Source organism: Streptomyces sp. col6 (assembly GCF_008042035.1).
In the GTDB taxonomy this organism is placed as follows: Bacteria; Actinomycetota; Actinomycetes; order Streptomycetales; family Streptomycetaceae; genus Streptomyces.
The window spans coordinates 907,519-924,473 of the sequence record NZ_RDBL01000013.1; the positions used below are offsets into that span (position 1 = coordinate 907,519).

The 16,955-nt window shown below is 72.4% G+C and carries 18 protein-coding genes and 1 tRNA gene; 11 read left to right on the forward strand and 8 right to left on the reverse strand.

Annotation, left to right across the window (positions count from 1 at the left end; all coding sequences use genetic code 11):
* Nucleotides 1-63: 63 nt before the first annotated feature.
* The gene (locus EAO73_RS20710) at nt 64-609 is read left to right on the forward strand and encodes an HXXEE domain-containing protein (protein WP_224756384.1); all 546 of its coding nucleotides are present in this window, start codon (nt 64-66) and stop codon (nt 607-609) included.
* A 62-nt stretch (nt 610-671) separates the two neighbouring features.
* Here EAO73_RS20710 and EAO73_RS20715 read toward each other — a convergent pair whose 3' ends face one another.
* On the reverse strand, nt 672-1,205 hold the full coding sequence (locus tag EAO73_RS20715; RefSeq protein ID WP_147972983.1) for a DUF3574 domain-containing protein: 534 nt from the start codon (nt 1,203-1,205) through the stop codon (nt 672-674).
* Nucleotides 1,206-1,420: 215 nt separating this feature from the next.
* Between EAO73_RS20715 and EAO73_RS20720 the strand changes: the two genes are divergently transcribed.
* Nucleotides 1,421-2,152, forward strand: a complete 732-nt coding sequence (locus tag EAO73_RS20720) for a hypothetical protein (RefSeq protein ID WP_147972984.1) — start codon at nt 1,421-1,423, stop codon at nt 2,150-2,152.
* 33 nt (nt 2,153-2,185) lie between these two features.
* Nucleotides 2,186-2,272 (forward strand) — tRNA-OTHER (locus tag EAO73_RS20725).
* 311 nt (nt 2,273-2,583) lie between these two features.
* On the opposite strand, the gene EAO73_RS20735 is transcribed toward EAO73_RS20725, so the two are convergent.
* Entirely contained in the window at nt 2,584-3,795 is a 1,212-nt protein-coding gene (locus EAO73_RS20735; protein WP_147972985.1) for a pyridoxal phosphate-dependent aminotransferase, read from the reverse strand.
* An 85-nt stretch (nt 3,796-3,880) separates the two neighbouring features.
* Here EAO73_RS20735 and EAO73_RS20740 point away from each other — a divergent pair, with 85 nt between their 5' ends.
* Nucleotides 3,881-4,546, forward strand: coding sequence for a winged helix-turn-helix transcriptional regulator (locus tag EAO73_RS20740; protein ID WP_147972986.1), 666 nt, complete (start codon nt 3,881-3,883; stop codon nt 4,544-4,546).
* Between the two features lie 106 nt (nt 4,547-4,652).
* Entirely contained in the window at nt 4,653-5,141 is a 489-nt protein-coding gene (locus EAO73_RS20745) for a cupin domain-containing protein (protein ID WP_147972987.1), read from the forward strand.
* Between the two features lie 29 nt (nt 5,142-5,170).
* Here the strand turns inward: EAO73_RS20745 and EAO73_RS20750 are convergent, their stop codons facing one another.
* The gene (locus EAO73_RS20750) at nt 5,171-5,536 is read right to left on the reverse strand and encodes a nuclear transport factor 2 family protein (RefSeq protein ID WP_147972988.1); all 366 of its coding nucleotides are present in this window, start codon (nt 5,534-5,536) and stop codon (nt 5,171-5,173) included.
* A gap of 84 nt (nt 5,537-5,620) precedes the next feature.
* On the opposite strand from EAO73_RS20750, the gene EAO73_RS20755 reads away from it, so the two are divergent.
* Nucleotides 5,621-6,259 carry a uridine kinase gene (locus EAO73_RS20755; protein WP_147972989.1) on the forward strand — a complete coding sequence of 213 codons (639 nt, stop codon included), beginning with the start codon at nt 5,621-5,623 and terminating at the stop codon, nt 6,257-6,259.
* Between the two features lie 53 nt (nt 6,260-6,312).
* Here the strand turns inward: EAO73_RS20755 and EAO73_RS20760 are convergent, their stop codons facing one another.
* Both EAO73_RS20760 and EAO73_RS20765 read right to left on the reverse strand, forming a co-directional pair.
* A complete protein-coding gene (locus EAO73_RS20760) occupies nt 6,313-7,215 on the reverse strand; it encodes a carbohydrate kinase family protein (protein WP_147972990.1) in 903 nt (300 codons plus the stop codon).
* Complete coding sequence (locus EAO73_RS20765) at nt 7,212-8,153, reverse strand: pseudouridine-5'-phosphate glycosidase (RefSeq protein ID WP_147972991.1); 942 nt, start codon at nt 8,151-8,153, stop codon at nt 7,212-7,214. The genes EAO73_RS20760 and EAO73_RS20765 overlap by 4 nt, the downstream gene beginning before the upstream one ends.
* 115 nt (nt 8,154-8,268) lie before the next feature.
* On the opposite strand from EAO73_RS20765, the gene EAO73_RS20770 reads away from it, so the two are divergent.
* Entirely contained in the window at nt 8,269-9,120 is an 852-nt protein-coding gene (locus tag EAO73_RS20770; protein WP_147972992.1) for a class I SAM-dependent methyltransferase, read from the forward strand.
* 130 nt (nt 9,121-9,250) lie between these two features.
* On the opposite strand, the gene EAO73_RS20775 is transcribed toward EAO73_RS20770, so the two are convergent.
* The 3 genes from EAO73_RS20775 to EAO73_RS20785 form a co-directional block, all read right to left on the reverse strand.
* Nucleotides 9,251-10,549, reverse strand: coding sequence for an MFS transporter (locus EAO73_RS20775; protein ID WP_147972993.1), 1,299 nt, complete (start codon nt 10,547-10,549; stop codon nt 9,251-9,253).
* A gap of 63 nt (nt 10,550-10,612) precedes the next feature.
* On the reverse strand, nt 10,613-11,155 hold the full coding sequence (locus EAO73_RS20780) for a methylated-DNA--[protein]-cysteine S-methyltransferase (protein ID WP_147972994.1): 543 nt from the start codon (nt 11,153-11,155) through the stop codon (nt 10,613-10,615).
* A 41-nt stretch (nt 11,156-11,196) separates the two neighbouring features.
* Nucleotides 11,197-12,135 (reverse strand): glycerophosphodiester phosphodiesterase, encoded by a 939-nt coding sequence (locus EAO73_RS20785; protein ID WP_191134156.1) that lies wholly within the window; start codon nt 12,133-12,135, stop codon nt 11,197-11,199.
* 221 nt (nt 12,136-12,356) lie between these two features.
* Between EAO73_RS20785 and EAO73_RS20790 the strand changes: the two genes are divergently transcribed.
* The 4 genes from EAO73_RS20790 to EAO73_RS20805 form a co-directional block, all read left to right on the forward strand.
* Nucleotides 12,357-13,241, forward strand: a complete 885-nt coding sequence (locus tag EAO73_RS20790) for an MHYT domain-containing protein (RefSeq protein WP_147972995.1) — start codon at nt 12,357-12,359, stop codon at nt 13,239-13,241.
* Nucleotides 13,242-13,301: 60 nt separating this feature from the next.
* Nucleotides 13,302-15,458 carry an excinuclease ABC subunit UvrB gene (gene uvrB, locus EAO73_RS20795; protein ID WP_147972996.1) on the forward strand — a complete coding sequence of 719 codons (2,157 nt, stop codon included), beginning with the start codon at nt 13,302-13,304 and terminating at the stop codon, nt 15,456-15,458.
* 136 nt (nt 15,459-15,594) lie between these two features.
* Nucleotides 15,595-16,173 (forward strand): TerD family protein, encoded by a 579-nt coding sequence (locus EAO73_RS20800; RefSeq protein WP_026171720.1) that lies wholly within the window; start codon nt 15,595-15,597, stop codon nt 16,171-16,173.
* Nucleotides 16,174-16,320: 147 nt separating this feature from the next.
* Nucleotides 16,321-16,955, forward strand: a 635-nt coding sequence (locus EAO73_RS20805; protein ID WP_224756385.1) for a TerD family protein, incomplete at its 3' end; no start/stop codon positions are given.

The following is a 16,955-nucleotide window of genomic DNA, read 5'->3' on the forward strand; positions in this document are numbered from 1 at the left end:
CAACGTTGCGTTGCACTATAGGCTGCGGCCGACCGCCGGCGCACGACACGCAGAGGGGTGCTCATGAAGACCGACAGGACCTCCGGAGTTTCCGGAGCGGTGACCTGGGGGCTGCTGGCCGCCTGGGCGGCCAACGACCTGGAGGAGATCGCCACCATGGCGTGCTGGCTCCGCACCGCACGGCCCGGGCTCAGGAAGCGTCTGCCGTGGGTGCCCGACCGGGTGTGGGACCGGGCGGACCTCTCGCAGCGGGAGGTGAACACGGCCATCGGCCTCATGGGCGTGGTCGTCGCGGCGGCCGCCGCGGACGGGGCGCGCACGGGCGGCCGCAGCGCCTTCTTCCGTACGGCCCTGGCCGGATTCGGGCTCCACGGGGTGGTGCACATGGCGCAGTCGGCGGCGTACGGCGGCTACACGCCGGGGGTGGCCACCTCGCCGACCGTCGTCGTCCCGTACTCGCTCTGGGCGCTGCGCCGGCTGCGGGCGGCGGGCATTCCGGTGGGCGGCGCCCGCGCGACGGCGGCCGGGCTGGCGTTCCTGCCGGTGGCGGTGGCCGGCGTGCACGCGGCGGCCCGGGTGCTGGCCCGGCCGCGTACGCCCGGCGCCTGACCGGGGGCGCGGCCGGTTCCGTACACCCGGGGCATGGCCGCAAGCGCGGCCCGCCGCCCCCCTCAGAAGTCGGCGCTCAGCCGCTCCTCCAGCCGCCCCACCGAATCCTGGGCGTACGCGTTCTCGTAGGCGTCGCGGATGCGCTCGATCTGCCGGCCGCGCACCCGCGCCTCGGATGCCGGGTAGAGCAGGGTCAGCTCATAGCTGCGCTCCCGCTCGATCACCCCGCGGGAGTCCCGCCACTGCCCCCGGCCGTCCTGGATGGTCAGCCCGTTCGGGAAGCGCGGGGTGACCTCCGCGTCGATGAACTCCAGGAACTGCCGGTCGGTCACCTCCGGTCCGCCGTCGGGGCGTTCGGTGCCGAAGAGGAGCCGTGTCTCGATGTAGTCCTTCCCCCGTAGGGCCTCCGCCACCGCCGGGCGGGGCTCCGGCGAGGAGCCCGAGCCGAGCGTGGCGTACGCGACGGGCGTGCCCACCGCCAGGACGGCGAGGCCCGCCGTGGCGGCGACGAGCGCGGTCCGCCGTCGCGGGCGGCGGCGGTCGTCGGGGGAGCCGGCCGGGTCGTTCGCGGCGGCCGTGCGGGACAGGAGAGGCATGGGGGAGCCCTTCGTTCCGGATGCGGGGAAGGCGCAGACGCGCGGGCCTCACTGTCGCAAGCGGCCCGGGGCCGGTGGCGTCGGCGGAAGGGCGTCACCGGGAATCCACCCGAACGGGCGGGAGCGCACAGAGGTGTGCCGGGCGCACCGGCCCGTGCGCGACGGCGCCAAAAACCCTTGGCGGCACCGCCGTTGCCGCTGCTAGCTTCCTCGGCGTGGCGAAACTCAATCAGATCATCGCAGTGGAGAAGGGCGTCAAGTCCAAGGCACACCAGGACCTGACGGCGGCGCATCACGGCCTCCAGAAGGCCGGACTCCTCGCCGGGATCTCCCGGACCTATCAGCCGAAGGACGAGGAGGGCGAGCAGCTGCCGCCCGAGTCGACGCCGGTGCAGGTCAAGGCCGAGGGCGTGCTGCGGGAGACCGCGAAGTCCCTCACCCGCCTGTTCGACGTGACCGCCACGAAGGACTGGGCGAACTGCGAGGCCCGTGCCGATGTGACCGTCGACGGCCGGGTCCTGGTGAGTGACGTACCGGTTTCCTATCTGCTCTTCCTGGAGAAGCAGCTCGTCGACCTCAACACCTTCGTGCGCAAGCTTCCGGTGCTGGAGGCGTCCGAGGCGTGGAGCCAGGACCCGTCCACCGACGCGTGGAAGACCGAGCCGGTCCGGACCCTGCGCACCAAGAAGGTGCCCCGCAACCACGTGAAGGCGGAGGCCACCGAGAAGCACCCGGCGCAGGTCGAGGTGTACTACGAGGACGTACCGATCGGTTACTGGACGACCGTGAAGTTCTCCGGGGCGCTGCCCGCGCGCCGGGTGAACGAACTGCTCGACCGGGTGGAGAAGCTCCAGCAGGCCGTCAAGTTCGCCCGCGAGGAGGCCAACGGCACGGAGGTCACGGACCAGCGGGTGGGTGACGCCGTCTTCGGTTACCTCTTCGGGTGACCGACCATGGATTCCCCGGCGGTGGTCGAAACCGCCGGGGTGCGCGAGGAGCGCAAAGCTGAAACTGAAGTTTGTCGTGACGAAGCGGTTCCGGTGGAGGTTCGAGTCCTCCCCCCGGCACTTCCGCGCTCAGCGCGGATACGGGCCGGGGTGGCCCAACTGGCAGAGGCAGACCGTGATCAATCTCAGACTCTCGCTCCAGGCTCAGCATGCGCCGCCTATCGCCGGATCAAACGGGCCCGTGCCCGTGGGCGTCGAGATGCCGGTTCGACTCCGGCCCGTGGAGCTTCGGTCCGCGGTCGTCTAAAGGCAGGACGCGACGACATAAAACTGATACGGGACCTTAAACGTGCCGGCGTGTCATGCAGGCGGCAATCACAGGGCTCGGGGGCCGGCTACGCCCCCGGGCCCGCTCCTCATTCGGCGCGGACTCACTGCCGGTACCCCGCCAGGAACCGCCCGATCCGGCTGATCGCGGCGTCCAGGTCGTCCGCGTGCGGCAGGGTCAGGATGCGGAAGTGGTCGGGGCGGGGCCAGTTGAAGCCGGTGCCCTGGACGACCTGGATCTTCTCGCGCAGCAGCAGGTCCAGGACGAACTTCTCGTCGTCGGCGATCGGGTGCACCTTCGGGTCGATGCGCGGGAAGGCGTACAGCGCGCCCTTCGGCTTCACACAGGAGACGCCCGGGATCTCGTTCAGCTTCTCCCACGCGCGATCGCGCTGCTCGTACAGCCTGCCCCCGGGCACCACCAGGTCCCGGATCGACTGCCGGCCGCCGAGCGCGGCCTGAATGGCGTACTGGGCGGGGGCGTTGGGGCACAGCCGCATCGAGGCGAGCATCGTCAGTCCCTCCAGATAGCTGCGGGCGTGCTGCTTCGGGCCCGAGACCACCATCCAGCCGGAGCGGAACCCGGCCACCCGGTACGTCTTCGACAGGCCGCTGAAGGTGAGGCAGACCAGGTCCGGGGCGAGCACCGCAACGCTGTGGTGCTCGGCGTCGTCGTAGAGGATCTGGTCGTAGATCTCGTCGGCGAACACCATCAGGCCGTGCCGGCGCGCCAGGTCGAGGATGTCCTCCAGCACCTCGCGCGGATAGACGGCGCCGGTCGGGTTGTTGGGGTTGATGATCACGACGGCCCGGGTGCGGTCGGTGATCTTCGAGGCCATGTCGGCGATGTCGGGGTTCCAGTCCGAGGCCTCGTCGCAGGTGTAGTGCACGGCCTTGCCGCCGGCCAGTGTCGTCACCGCGGTCCACAGCGGGTAGTCGGGGGAGGGGATGAGCACCTCGTCGCCGTCCTCCAGCAGCCCCTGGACGGCCATCGAGATCAGCTCGGAGACGCCGTTGCCGAGGAAGATGTCGTCGACGCCGACCTCGGTCAGGCCCATCGCCTGGTAGCGCTGGGCCACGGCCCGGCGGGCGGACAGGATGCCGCGCGAGTCCGTGTAGCCGTGGGCCTGCGGGAGCATCCGGATCATGTCCTGGACGATCTCCTCCGGCGCCTCGAAGCCGAACAGGGCCGGGTTGCCCGTGTTGAGCCGGAGCACGCTGTGACCCGCCTCCTCCAGGGCGTTGGCGTGCTCGATGACGGGGCCCCGGATCTCGTAGCAGACCTCGTTGAGCTTGCTGGACTGACGGAACTCCATGTGGTGCCTCCCCGACCCGGTTGCGATACTTGGTTTTACCAAGCTCGGGCTTGGAAAGTCCAACAACATGTCTAGACTGCGTCGCATGCCACGTCAGCAACAGCCCGCCACCCGCCCGGCACGCCGCCGGAGTTACGACCAGTTCTGCGCCGGCGCCCGCGCCCTGGACGCCGTCGGTGACCGGTGGACGCTGCTGATCGTCCGTGAACTGCTGGCCGGTCCCCGCCGCTACACCGATCTCCACGCCGACCTGCCCGGCGTCAGCACGGACGTCCTGGCCTCCCGGCTCAAGGACATGGAGCAGGGCGGCCTCGTCACCCGCCGCAAGCTCCCGCCGCCGGCCGCCGCCTCGGTGTACGAGCTGACCGCGCGCGGCCACGGACTGCTGCCGGTTCTCGCCGCCCTCGCCGAGTGGGGTGCCCCCGCACTGGCCGAGCGGCGGCCCACCGACGCGGTCCGGGCCCACTGGTTCGCGCTCCCGCTGCTGCGTGCCCTGGAGGGAGCGGCGGCGGGCGTGCTCGACGTCCACCTGGACGAGGGCGAGTTCCACGTCCGTACCGGCGAGGTGACCGCGGGCGAGCCGGTGTACGGGGACGGGCCCGCCGCCGGCGCGGACGCGCGCATCGCCCTCGACGCGGAGCTGTGCCTCGCGCTCGGGCGCGGCGAGACGTCGTTCGCCGAGGCGGTCGCGGATGGGCGGATCGAGATCTCCGGCGACAGCGCGCTGGCCAAGGAGCTGCGGGCGAGCTGACGTTCGCCCCGCGCGGCCGGATAGCGGTGGCGTGATTCGCGCGGTCCTCTTCCGGGTAACGTCGGGGCATTTGAGATGTCCGTGACATCCGGAGACGGGAGAGCCCATGAGGACCACGGCACAACAGGGGCAACGGGGACGGCTGGGCAAGGCGCTCGTCATCGCGGGAAGCGTCGCCGCGCTCGCCTTCGTACCGACGGCGGCCGGCGCCACGCCCGGCAGCGGGGTGAGCGCCACCGTCGTGGCCCAGGGGACCTCGGTGGGCAAGCTGAAGGTCAAGGCGCCGAAGGGCCGGGCCGACGTCACCTTCCGCACCATCACCATCGCGCCCGGCGGCTCCACCGGCTGGCACACCCACAGCGGTCAGCTGATCGCCGTCGTCAAGTCCGGGACGCTCACCCGCACCCTGGACGACTGCTCGGTCGAGGTGTCCCCGGCGGGCACCTCGTTCATCGAGCCGTCCGGGAAGAAGCACCGCCACATCGGGCGCAACCTGGGCAGCGAGCCCGTCGTGCTCTGGGTGACCTATCTGCTGCCCCACGGCAGCGAACTCTCCGACGACGCCGACGCGGTGGAGTGCGGGCCGGGGAAGTGAAGCCTCCCGGGGGACACCGCCCGCCGGCGTCAGCGGGCGAGTGTCTCCCCGTACGCGCCGAGGCCCGCGCTCACCAGCCCGTCGCGGAACGTCAGCACCTCGTAGACCCGGCCGCCGATCTGGTTCCGGTAGTCGATCACCAGCGTGTCGACGCCCGCCCGGACGTCCATCACCTCGAACTCCAGGTCCGGGATGAGTTCGAGCCCGCGCTTCCAGTACGCCCGCAGGGCGTCCTTGCCGCGCACGGTCCCCGACGGGTCGCCGGTGAACCGCGCGATCATCGGTGAACTGAAGATCACGTCCTCGTGATAGTGAGCCAGGATGCTTTCCAGGTCGTGGGAGTTCCAGTCGTCCTGCCACTGGGCCGCGAACGTGCGGGCGAATGCGAGATCCATGGCCACGACCGTAATCGCCGAAGCGCGTGGTGGCTGCATGTTTCCGCATACCGGCCACGGGCCGGGACGGGTGATGATGGACGGGTGCGATTCGAAGCGATCTCCTGGGAACGGCTGACGGACGCGCTCGCCGCGCACGCCGACGCGCTGGAGCCGGCCGACGGCGGACCCTGGCTGAAGATCGCCGTCGACGGCGCACCGGCCGCCCGCCCCGGCGAACTGGCCGCGTCCGTCGCGCAGGCGCTGAGGCTGCGGGGCCGTGCCGTACTCCCGGTGTCCACCGCCGGATTCCTGCGGCCGGCCAGCCTGCGCTACGAGTACGGCAAGCAGGACCCGGACTCGTACTTCGGCAGCTGGTTCGACACCGGAGCGCTCTGGCGCGAGGTGTTCGGGCCCCTGGAGCCGGGCGGCACCGGGCGGGTGCTGCCGGACCTGTGGGACCCGGCGACGGACCGGGCCACGCGCAGCCCGTACGCGCACCTGCCGGAGGGCGGGGTGCTCATCCTGCACGGGCCGCTGCTGTTCGGGCACTGGTTCCCGTTCGACCTCGGCGTCCATCTGCGGCTGTCCGCCGGTGCGCTGCGGCGGCGCACGCCGCAGGACGAGCTGTGGACCCTGCCCGCGTTCGCGCGGTACGAGGACGAGACGGCGCCCGCCGACAGCGCGGACGCGGTGGTGCGCGCCGACGATCCGCACCACCCGGCGTGGACGGGGCTGAGGTGAGCGGTGCGGGCGGCTTCGGGCCGCACTGAGCGGACCGTCCCACCACGCCCGCGCTACTCGCCCGGCAGCGGCGGCCGTCCGCCCACCGTTCCGACGGCCTCGGCCCCGGCCCGGCAGCCCGCCGCCGCGGCGGCCGTGTCGTCCGCGCCCGCCAGCCGCGCCGCGAGGAAGCCGCCGGTGAACGCGTCGCCCGCCCCGGTCGAGTCCACGGCCCGCCCGGTCCGCTCGGCCGGGACCCGGCCGGTCACCGCGCCCCCGGCGGCCAGCAGCGCCCCGCCCTCGCCCAGCGTGACGACGACCTGGCGGGCGGGCATGCTCAACTTGGCCGCCGCGTCCGCCGGTTCGGCCAGGCCGGTGAGCAGCAGCGCCTCGTCCGCGTTGGGCAGCAGCAGGTCCGCCCGTTCGGTCAGGGCGAGGAACCGGTCGACGCCGAGACCGGCGAGGAAGCCCGCCGACGCCGGGTCCACGCTCACCGGAACGTTCCGCCGTACGGCCTCCCGCAGGGCGAGCAGGGCCGTCTCCCGGCTCGTGTCGGCGAAGAGCAGATAGCCCGACAGATGCAGATGGGCGACCCCGTCGAGCAGCGCGGGCGACCAGTCGTCGGGGGACAGCCGCAGCACCGCACCGCTGTCGGTGAGGAAGGTGCGCTCGGCGGCGGCGTCGACCAGCGCCACGACGGTCGCGGTCGGCGCCTCCTCGTCCACCGTGAGCAGCCCGCGCACCCCCGCGCGTCGCAGCAGGTCCTGGTGCCAGTCCGCCGAGTCGGCGCCTACCCGGGCCAGCAGCCGCACGTCCGGGCAGCCCGCGTGCACCGCCCAGCAGGCCACGTTCGCGCCCGCGCCGCCCGCCCGCGTCCGGATCACGGCGGCCGTGTCCGTGCCCCTGGCCGGCGCCGGTCCGTGCCGGGCCACCACATCGGTGACCACGTCCCCGACGACGAGCAGGGCGCCGCTCACCGTGCGGCCCAGGCGGTGGCGATACGGGCGGCGAGTGCCACATTGCCCTGGACCGCCGCGAGGTTGGCCTCCAGCGAGGCGCCCCCGGTGTGCCGCACCAGATGGTCCAGCAGGAACGGCGTGACCGCCTGCCCCGTGATGCCGCGCTCCCGGCACGCCTCCAGCGCCTCGGCCAGCACCCGGTCGTGCAGCACGGGGTCCAACTGCTCCTCCTCCGGCACGGGGTTGGCGACGATCAGCGCCGCCTGTGGCCCGCCGAGCGCGTCCTGCGCCCGCATCACCTCCGCGATCTCCTCGGGCGAGGTCACCGTCCAGTCGACCGGCTCGCCCGAACTGCTCAGGTAGAAGCCGGGGAACGTGGCGGTGCCGTAGCCGAGCACCCCGACCCCCAGCGTCTCCAGCCGTTGCAGCGTGGCCGGGACGTCCAGGATCGACTTCACACCCGCGCAGACCACGGTGATCCCCGTACGTGCCAGCAGCCGCAGGTCCGCCGACTCGTCCTGCGTCTCGGTCCAGCCCCGGTGCACCCCGCCGAGCCCGCCGGTCGCGAAGACCCGCAGCCCGGCGCGGGCCGCCAGGAACGCGGTCGCCGAGACGGTCGTCGCGCCGCTGGCCCCGCCCGCCAGTGCCGGGGCGAGGTCGCGGTGGCCCAGCTTCCGCATCCCCGGGTCCTCGGCCACCCGCTCCAGCTCGGCCTTGTCCAGCCCGACCCTGGCCCGCCCGTCCAGCACGGCCACCGTCGCGGGCACGGCCCCGGCGCACCGCACGAGCCCTTCCAGCTCCCCGGCGACCCGCAGATTGCGGGGCCGGGGCAGGCCGTGGGCGATGATCGTCGACTCCAGGGCGACGACGGGCCGCCGCGCGGCGAGGGCCGCCCGCACCTCGGCGGAGAGCACGGGGGCGTACGGGGTGGTGTCGAGGGGCGCGTTGAGTGGCATGTCCACATCCCTGTCGCGAGGATGCGGGACTCAAACGTGCGGCGGCCAGCCCGGACCCGCCGGTGGCGCGAAAACTCCCATCAGCCTTTGATCACAGCCGAGTTAGGGTGGCGTCATGCCTGCGCAGAGCCCTTCCGCCGCCACCGTGCGCCATTTCTACGACGATCTCGCCGCCGACTACGACCTCATGTACGCCGACTGGCAGGCGAGCATCGAGCGGCAGGCCGCCGCGCTCTCCGGCCTGATCGGCGCGGCGCTCGGCAACCGCGTGGGGGCCGGGTACGAAGTGCTCGACTGCGCCTGCGGTATCGGCACGCAGGCGCTGGGCCTGGCCGCGCTCGGACACCGGGTCACCGGCAGCGACCTGAGCCCGGCCGCGGCGGCCCGCGCCGGGCGGGAGGCGGCCGCGCGCGGCCTGGACCTGCGTACCACGGCCGCTGACATGACGCGGCTGCCGTTCGGCGACGCCCTGTTCGACGTCGTCGTGTGCGCGGACAACTCGCTGCCGCATCTGCTCACGCCGGACGCGGTGGAGGCGGCACTCGGTGAGATGCGCCGGGTCCTGCGGCCGGGCGGCGTCCTGCTGGTGTCCACCCGGCCGTACGACCGGCTGCGCCGCGAGCGGCCCGCGTCCACGCCCCCGCAGGTCAGGGAGGAGACCACCGGCCGGGTGGTCACCTTCCAGTTGTGGCACTGGAGGCCGGACGGCGAGCGCTACGACCTGGAGCACTTCCAGCTGCTGCCCGGCGGGGACGGCGGGGAGGGGGAGAGCGGCGGGTACGAGGTGCGTACGCGCCGCACCTCGTACTGGGCGCTGTCGCAGGAGCAGCTCACGGGGTTCGCGGGGCGGGCCGGTCTCACGGATGCCGCCTGGCACGAGCCGGAGGAGTCGGGCTTCTTCCAGCCGGTGCTGGTGGCGCGCCGGCCCGCGACGGACACGGGGGAGCCGGGGGCGGCTGACGCCTGACGGTGCGGTCGCCGGGAGTCCCGCCGCTTACCGGCGAGGACGGGCCGGGCTTGCGCCTTCGCGGGCGACCCGGCCCGCCGGGCGCCCCCGCTCAGGCCCCAGCGGGCACCCGGCCTGGCGGTTGCCCCGCTCAGGCCCCCGCGGCGCGTGTCAGGGACCGGCGCAGGGTCAGTGCCGCCATCGGCAGCAGCAGGCAGGCGCCCGTCAGGTTGAGCCAGCCGTAGCCCGCCTGGGAGACGATCACCCCGGCCACCACCCCGCCCGCCCCGGCCGATGCGTTCATGACCAGGTCCGACAGGCCCTGCACGGCGGCGCGGGCGGGCTGCGGAACGGAGTCGGTGAGCAGCGCCGAACCGGCCACCATGCCCGCCGACCAGCCGAGCCCGAGGACGAACAGGCCGGCCGCGGTCCTGCCGTGCGCGGCGCCCGCGGTGCCGGCCAGCAGCGCGGCGCAGGCCAGCAGCCCGGCCGCGAGGCCGATGACGGAGAGCCGGCCGAAGCGGTCGGCCAGCCGGCCCATGACCGGCGAGAAGGCGTACATCCCGGCGATGTGCCCGCTGATCACCAGGCCGATCAGCTGGAGGTCCGCGCCGTGGTGGCCGAGATCGACCGGGGTCATCACCATGATCGAGACCATCGCGGTGTGCGAGACCGTCACGGTCACCAGGGCCAGCCGGGCCATCGGCGACGCCCGTACGGCGGCGAGCCCGGCGCGCAGCGAGCGGTCCCCGGCCTCCCCGCCCTCCCCGGGGGCCAGCGCCCGCGCGGTGAGCAGCGGATCGGGCCGCAGCAGCACGGCGACCACCAGGGCCGCGAGCACGAAGATGCCGGCCGCCCAGACGAACGGTCCCGCCGTCTCGGACACGGCGGTGTCCCGGAAGACCCGGCCCGCGGGCGCCGCGATGTTCGGCCCGAGCACCGAGCCGATGGTGGTGGCCCAGATGACCGTGGAGATCGCCCGGCCCCGCCGGTCCGGCTCGGCCAGGTCGGCGGCGGCGAACCTGGCCTGCAGATTGGCGGACGAGCCCGCCCCGAAGCAGGCCATGCCGAGGAGCAGCAGCGGGAAGCTCCCCACCACGGTGGCCAGCACCACGAGGCCCGCCCCGAGAGCGCCGATCAGATAGGCCACCACAAGACCTGGGCGGCGTCCCCGCGCGGTCATCAGGGCGGCCAGGGGCAGCGACAGCAGGGCGGTGCCGGTCACCGACGCGGTGGGAGCGAGACCCGACAGCGACTCGGATCCGCTGACCTCGGTGGCGAGCACGGGGGCCAGGGCGATGCCGATCGGCACGCCGAGGCCGCCGAGTATCTGCCCGGCGATCAGGACGGCGGACGTCCTGCGGCGCAGGCGGGGCAGATCGGCCACCGTCACGGATACGGCGGGGCCGGGCCCACCTGGGGTGTCAGGGGCGTCGAGGGTGTTGGTCACTGACGCAGTGTGCCAGCGCGTACGCCCGCACGAAACGGCCGGCACGACACCGAGGCCGGCCCCTCAGAACAGCGGCTGCGGCAGCACTCCCTCCAGCGCCAGCAGCTGCCGCTTCGTCTCCAGGCCGCCCCCGAAGCCGCCTATCCCGCCGTCGCTCTCCACCACCCGGTGGCACGGCACTACGACGGGCAGCGGGTTGGAACCCATCGCCGCACCGACCGCCTGGGCCGCCCCCGGCTGCCCGACCCGCTCGGCCAGCTCCCCGTACCCGGCGACCGCCCCGTACGGCACGCCCCGGGCCAGCTCGCGCAGCACCTGGCGGTTGAACCCGGCGGTCAGCGACCAGTCCAGGTCGAGCGAGAACTCCCGCAGCGTGCCCGCGAAGTACGCCGCGAGCTGGCGTGCCGGCTCGGCCAGCCGGGCGGAGCCGGGTGCGTGGACCGGCTCCGCGCCGAGCCGGGCGCGCAGCCGCTCCAGCGCCGCGTCCCGTATCTCCGGGCGGGCGTGGAAGACCACGCTCACCAGTCCGGTCTCCGTCGCGGCCAGCATCAACGGACCGATGTCGCTCTCGACGACGGCCCACTCGACGACCCCGTTGCTGTCCATGCCCCCACCGTACGGCCGGGCACTGACAACGGGCCCCGGCGTCAGCTCTTCGTCGCCGCGCGCACCACGTCCGGGGTGTTGGTGATGATGCCGTCCACGCCCATGCCGTGCACCTTGAGCGCGGCCGCCGAGTCGTTCACCGTCCAGGCATTGACCTGGAGCTTCTTGTCGTGCGGCCCCTTCAGGGCGTGCACCGCCGCCACGTAGTCGACGGACAGGCCCGTCCAGGACGGGTTGATCTGGTCGGCGAACGCGGCGTACGAGGGCAGTTCGGCCACGGCGGGGGCGCCGAGGAAGCCCGTGACCACGTCCGGCCGCAGTTCGTGCACCGTACGCACGCTGTCGGCGCCGAAGCTCTGGATCACCAGACGGTCCCTGACGTGGCTCCGGTCGAGCCAGCCCTCCTCGTCCAGCACCTTGAGGGTGGCCCGCTCGATCCCCGGGTAGATCTCCGGGCTCTTGATCTCCAGCAGCAGGCTCTGCCGGTTGTGGCCCAGCCGCTTCAGGTACTGGTGCAGGGTCGGCACCCGGGTACCGGCGTACGCGGGACCGAACCAGCTGCCCGCGTCCAGCCGGGAGATCTCGGCGGCCGTGAAGTCCTTGACCGCCCAGGGCGCACGGTCCGGGAAGACCTCCTCCGCGTCGGTCGTCCGCGCGAGACCGGTGTCGTGCATGACGACCAGCAGCCCGTCCCTGGTGAGCTGGACGTCGTTCTCCACCCAGTCGAAGCCCATCGCGTCGGCCTTGTCCACGGCCCTGAGCGTGTTCTCGGGGGCGTAGGCGGACGCGCCCCGGTGGGCGTAGACGCGCGGGCCGCGCGCCATGGCGTCGGTGGCGTGACGGACCGGGGCGACCTGCTGCACGGGCCGCCGGGGCGCGGGGGCGTCCGCGACCGGCGTGCCGGGGTTCGACATCAGCAACGTGCCGGCGCCCATGACGGCGGCGGCAGCGACGGAGGCGGTAGCGGTACCTGCGTACACGTGAACTCCTTGCGTCAGAGTTGCGGACGGCCCGAGCGTCCCAGCCGCCCCCGAACGCAGGACAGGCGAAGGATGGCCACTGTGTGAAGGGACCGCGTCACCCGCTGTCGGCCCTGTCGATAAGATGCGGCACTTCTGCTGTGTCTGCCGGGCCCTGTGCCCGGACGACAGGCCCTGGGATCGTCCTGACCCGGGCTTGCTGCTGCGAAGGGCGTACAAGGATGCAGGGCACAATCGACGGCTTCAGCTATGGGGCGGTGACCCCGGCGGCGGCGTTCCTCATGGCGTGCCTCGGCGCGGCGCTGGGCCTGCGCTGCACCACGCGGTCACTGCGTACCGAGCGTTCCTTCAGGGCCGGCTGGCTGGCTCTCGGGGCGACCTCCATAGGTTCGGGCATCTGGACCATGCACTTCATCGCGATGGTGGGCTTCTCCGTCGACGAGGTGCCGATCGGTTACGACAAACCGGTCACCTTCGCCAGCCTCGCCGTCGCGATCGTCATGGTCGGCATCGGAATCTTCCTGGTGGGATACCGGGGCGCCACTCGCATGGCCCTGGTGACGGGAGGCACGATCACCGGACTCGGCGTGGCCTCCATGCATTACCTCGGCATGGCCGGGATGCGACTTGATGGGCAGTTCGAGTACGACACGGTGACCGTGACCCTCTCCGTCGTCATCGCCGTGGTGGCCTCGACCGCCGCGCTGTGGGCCGCCGTCTCGATCCACGGCTTCCTGCCCAGCCTCGGCGCGAGCGTCGTGATGGGCGTCGCGGTGAGCGGCATGCACTACACCGGCATGGCCGCGCTCCGGGTCCATCTGCACCCCACCGCCGCCACCGCGGGCCAGGCACCCGGGGACAGCGCCGGCTCGCTTCTGGTGCCCATGCTGCTCGGGCCCGCCTGTTTCCTGCTGCTGGCCGCCGTCGTGGTCATGTTCGACCCGCTGGTGGTCATGGGCACGCCCGACTGGGACGACCCGCGCACCGCACGCGACCGGGCCCCCGGAATCCCCGCCCAGCGTCAGGTCCCCCGCTTCGGCACCTACGCGGACCCGGCGTCCTTCCACTCCCGGCCGCGCGACGCCGTGGGGCCCGTGGACCGGTGAACGGCGGCCCGCAGGGCCGCTGAGAAGCCCGTTGTCAGTGGCGGGTCGTACGGTGGTTGCATGCGGCCAGTCTCGAAGATCGAACGTACGGTGGCGCCTTTCGAGGTCGTCAGTCCCTACCAGCCCAGCGGCGACCAGCCCACGGCCATCGCCGACCTGGAGAAGCGCGTCCGCGCAGGTGAGAAGGACGTCGTGCTCCTCGGCGCGACCGGTACGGGTAAATCCGCGACCACCGCCTGGATGATCGAGAAGCTGCAGCGCCCCACCCTGGTGATGGCGCCGAACAAGACCCTGGCCGCCCAGCTGGCCAACGAGTTCCGCGAGCTCCTGCCCAACAACGCCGTCGAGTACTTCGTCTCGTACTACGACTACTACCAGCCCGAGGCGTACGTCCCGCAGTCGGACACCTACATCGAGAAGGACTCCTCGATCAACGAGGAGGTCGAGCGGCTGCGCCACTCCGCGACGAATTCCCTGCTCACCCGCAGGGACGTCGTCGTGGTCGCCTCCGTCTCCTGCATCTACGGCCTCGGTACGCCGCAGGAGTACGTGGACCGCATGGTCCAGCTCAAGGTGGGCGACGAGATCGACCGCGACCAGCTGCTGCGCCGTTTTGTGGAGATCCAGTACACGCGCAACGACCTGGCCTTCACCCGGGGCACCTTCCGGGTGCGCGGCGACACCATCGAGATCTTCCCGGTCTACGAGGAGCTCGCCGTCCGCATCGAGATGTTCGGCGACGAGATCGAGGCCCTGTCCACCCTGCACCCGCTCACCGGCGAGGTCATCAGCGAGGACCGGTCCCTCCACGTCTTCCCCGCCACCCACTACGTGGCGGGACCCGAGCGCATGGAGAAGGCCGTCAGCGGCATCGAGCAGGAGCTGGAGCAGCGCCTGGCCGAGCTGGAGAAGCAGGGCAAGATGCTGGAGGCCCAGCGGCTGCGCATGCGCACGACGTACGACATCGAGATGCTCCGCCAGATCGGCACCTGCTCCGGCGTCGAGAACTACTCGATGCACTTCGACGGCCGTTCCCCCGGCACCGCCCCCAACACCCTCCTCGACTACTTCCCGGAGGACTTCCTCCTGGTGCTCGACGAGTCGCACGTGACCGTCCCGCAGATCGGCGCGATGTACGAGGGCGACGCCTCCCGCAAGCGGACCCTGGTCGACCACGGCTTCCGGCTGCCGTCCGCCCTGGACAACCGCCCGCTGAAGTGGGAGGAGTTCCTCCAGCGGATCAACCAGACCGTCTACCTCTCCGCCACCCCGGGCAATTACGAGCTGTCCCGCGGCGACGGCTTCGTCGAGCAGATCATCCGCCCCACCGGCCTCGTCGACCCGGAGGTCGTCGTCAAGCCCACGGAGGGACAGATCGACGACCTGGTGCACGAGATCCGCGTGCGCGCCGAGAAGGACGAACGGGTCCTGGTCACCACCCTCACCAAGAAGATGGCGGAGGACCTCACCGACTACTTCCTGGAGCTCGGCATCCAGGTCCGCTACCTCCACAGCGACGTCGACACGCTGCGCCGCATCGAGCTGCTGCGCGAGCTGCGCTCCGGCGAGTACGACGTGCTGGTCGGCATCAACCTCCTGCGGGAGGGCCTCGACCTGCCCGAGGTCTCGCTCGTGGCCATCCTCGACGCCGACAAGCAGGGCTTCCTGCGCTCGGGCACCTCGCTGATCCAGACCATCGGCCGCGCGGCGCGCAACGTCTCGGGCCAGGTCCATATGTACGCGGACAAGGTCACCCCGGCGATGGCGCAGGCCATCGACGAGACCAACCGCCGCCGCGAGAAGCAGATCGCCTACAACACCGAGCGCGGCATCGACCCGCAGCCGCTGCGCAAGAAGATCAACGACATCGTCGCCACGATCGCGCGCGAGGAGGTCGATACCGAGCAACTGCTCGGCACCGGCTACCGCCAGGCGAAGGAGGGCAAGGCACCCGTGCCCGCTCTCGGGAAGCACGCGGTCCCGGGCGACGGCAAGGCGGCGACGGCCGGGAAGTCCGCGAAGGCGGGGAAGGCCGGGAAGACCACGGTGGTCACCGACCGTCCGGCGACCGAACTGGCCGGAATCATCGAGGAGATGACCGACCGGATGCGCGCCGCCGCCGCGGACCTCCAGTTCGAGGTCGCCGCCCGGCTGCGCGACGAGGTGGGGGAGTTGAAGAAGGAACTGCGCCAGATGCGCGAGGCCGGTCTGGCCTGACCGGCCGGGCGGTTCGGGCCGGATGTTGCAGGACCGACACAAAACGGCCCAGGCCCTCCGCGCGGGTGACACCACTGCGTAGGGTGCTGGGAAACCGCACAAGGACGGTTGCGGGGAAGCGGAGAGGGGACAGCGCGTGACGGTCAATATGACCAAGGGCCAGGCCATCAGCCTGCAGAAGAGCGACGGGGGGACCCTGACCGCGGTACGGATGGGGCTCGGCTGGCAGGCGGCACCGCGCCGCGGTCTGTTCGGCTCGCGCACCCGGGAGATCGACCTGGACGCCTCGGCGGTCCTGTTCGCCGACAAGCAGCCGGTGGACGTCGTGTTCTTCCGGCACCTCACCAGCGACGACGGCTCGGTGCGGCACACGGGGGACAACCTGGTGGGCGGCGCCGGCTCCGGCGGCGACGACGAGGCGATCCTCGTGGACCTCCAGCGGGTGCCGGTCCACATCGACCAGATCGTCTTCACGGTGAACTCCTTCACCGGCCAGACGTTCCAGGAGGTGCAGAACGCGTTCTGCCGCATCGTGGACGAGACCAACGGCCAGGAGCTCGCCCGCTACACGCTGGACGGCGGCGGGCAGTACACCGCGCAGATCATGGCGAAGGTGCACCGCGCGGGCAACGCCTGGAAGATGACCGCCATCGGCACCCCGGCCAACGGCCGCACCTTCCAGGACCTCATGCCGGCGATCCTGCCGCACCTGTAGGACACCCCGGACCGCCAGGTCCGTAACGCGGTACGCGCAGCTCCCGGAGGCCTCGGCCGCCGGGAGCTGCACGCATCGCGGCACCACCGCACCACCCACAGCAGAGGCACAGCGCGCACAGCGGCAACTCGTCGAGGGGACAGGGCAATGACGGCCGAGCTGGTCCGGGGGCAGAACCACACCTTGCCCCAGACCCGTCTGGAGATCCGGATATCGGCCGGGGCGCCCGTCGTGGCCGGTGCCACGCTCGGCGACGAGCACGGCAGGGTCTCCGGCACCGAATGGGTCGCCCACCCGGGCTCCCCGCAGCTGCACGGCCTCGAAGTGTCCCGGCAGGCCGCCGCCGACCACCGGCTCGCCGTCGACCTCGACGCCCTGCCCGACGGCGTGCACCGGGTCACGGTGCTGCTGGCCCTTCCGCAGGGAGCCGGCGGCCCGACCCGGTTCGGGGCCGTCGCCTCGCCCTTCGTCGCGGTCACCGGCCTCGACGGCGACGAGATCGCCACGTTCACGCTGACCGGGCTCGACAGCGAGTCCGCGGTCGCCGCCCTGGAGCTGTACCGCCGTCAGGGCGCCTGGAAGGTCCGGGCGGTCGGCCAGGGCTACGCCGGCGGTCTCGCCGCCATGCTCGCCGACCAGGGCGTGGACCGTGAACTCGTTCGGCGGGTAGACGGCCAGCAGCCGCGCCGCGTGCAGCACGGCGGTCTCCATCGCGAGCCGGCGCAGCTGGTCCGTGCCGGCCAGTACGGCGGCCTCGGAGGCGGTGCGCCCGCTGTCGATCC

What these genes read in the sequence shown, in the direction of transcription:
- EAO73_RS20710 (WP_224756384.1), top strand. Translation starts at nt 64, where the DNA reads ATGAAGACCGACAGGACCTCCGGAGTTTCCGGAGCGGTGACCTGGGGG.
- EAO73_RS20715 (WP_147972983.1), bottom strand. Translation starts at nt 1,205, where the DNA reads ATGCCTCTCCTGTCCCGCACGGCCGCCGCGAACGACCCGGCCGGCTCC.
- EAO73_RS20735 (WP_147972985.1), bottom strand. Translation starts at nt 3,795, where the DNA reads ATGGAGTTCCGTCAGTCCAGCAAGCTCAACGAGGTCTGCTACGAGATC.
- EAO73_RS20740 (WP_147972986.1), top strand. Translation starts at nt 3,881, where the DNA reads ATGCCACGTCAGCAACAGCCCGCCACCCGCCCGGCACGCCGCCGGAGT.
- EAO73_RS20745 (WP_147972987.1), top strand. Translation starts at nt 4,653, where the DNA reads ATGAGGACCACGGCACAACAGGGGCAACGGGGACGGCTGGGCAAGGCG.
- EAO73_RS20750 (WP_147972988.1), bottom strand. Translation starts at nt 5,536, where the DNA reads ATGGATCTCGCATTCGCCCGCACGTTCGCGGCCCAGTGGCAGGACGAC.
- EAO73_RS20765 (WP_147972991.1), bottom strand. Translation starts at nt 8,153, where the DNA reads ATGCCACTCAACGCGCCCCTCGACACCACCCCGTACGCCCCCGTGCTC.
- EAO73_RS20770 (WP_147972992.1), top strand. Translation starts at nt 8,269, where the DNA reads ATGCCTGCGCAGAGCCCTTCCGCCGCCACCGTGCGCCATTTCTACGAC.
- EAO73_RS20780 (WP_147972994.1), bottom strand. Translation starts at nt 11,155, where the DNA reads ATGGACAGCAACGGGGTCGTCGAGTGGGCCGTCGTCGAGAGCGACATC.
- EAO73_RS20790 (WP_147972995.1), top strand. Translation starts at nt 12,357, where the DNA reads ATGCAGGGCACAATCGACGGCTTCAGCTATGGGGCGGTGACCCCGGCG.
- uvrB (WP_147972996.1), top strand. Translation starts at nt 13,302, where the DNA reads ATGCGGCCAGTCTCGAAGATCGAACGTACGGTGGCGCCTTTCGAGGTC.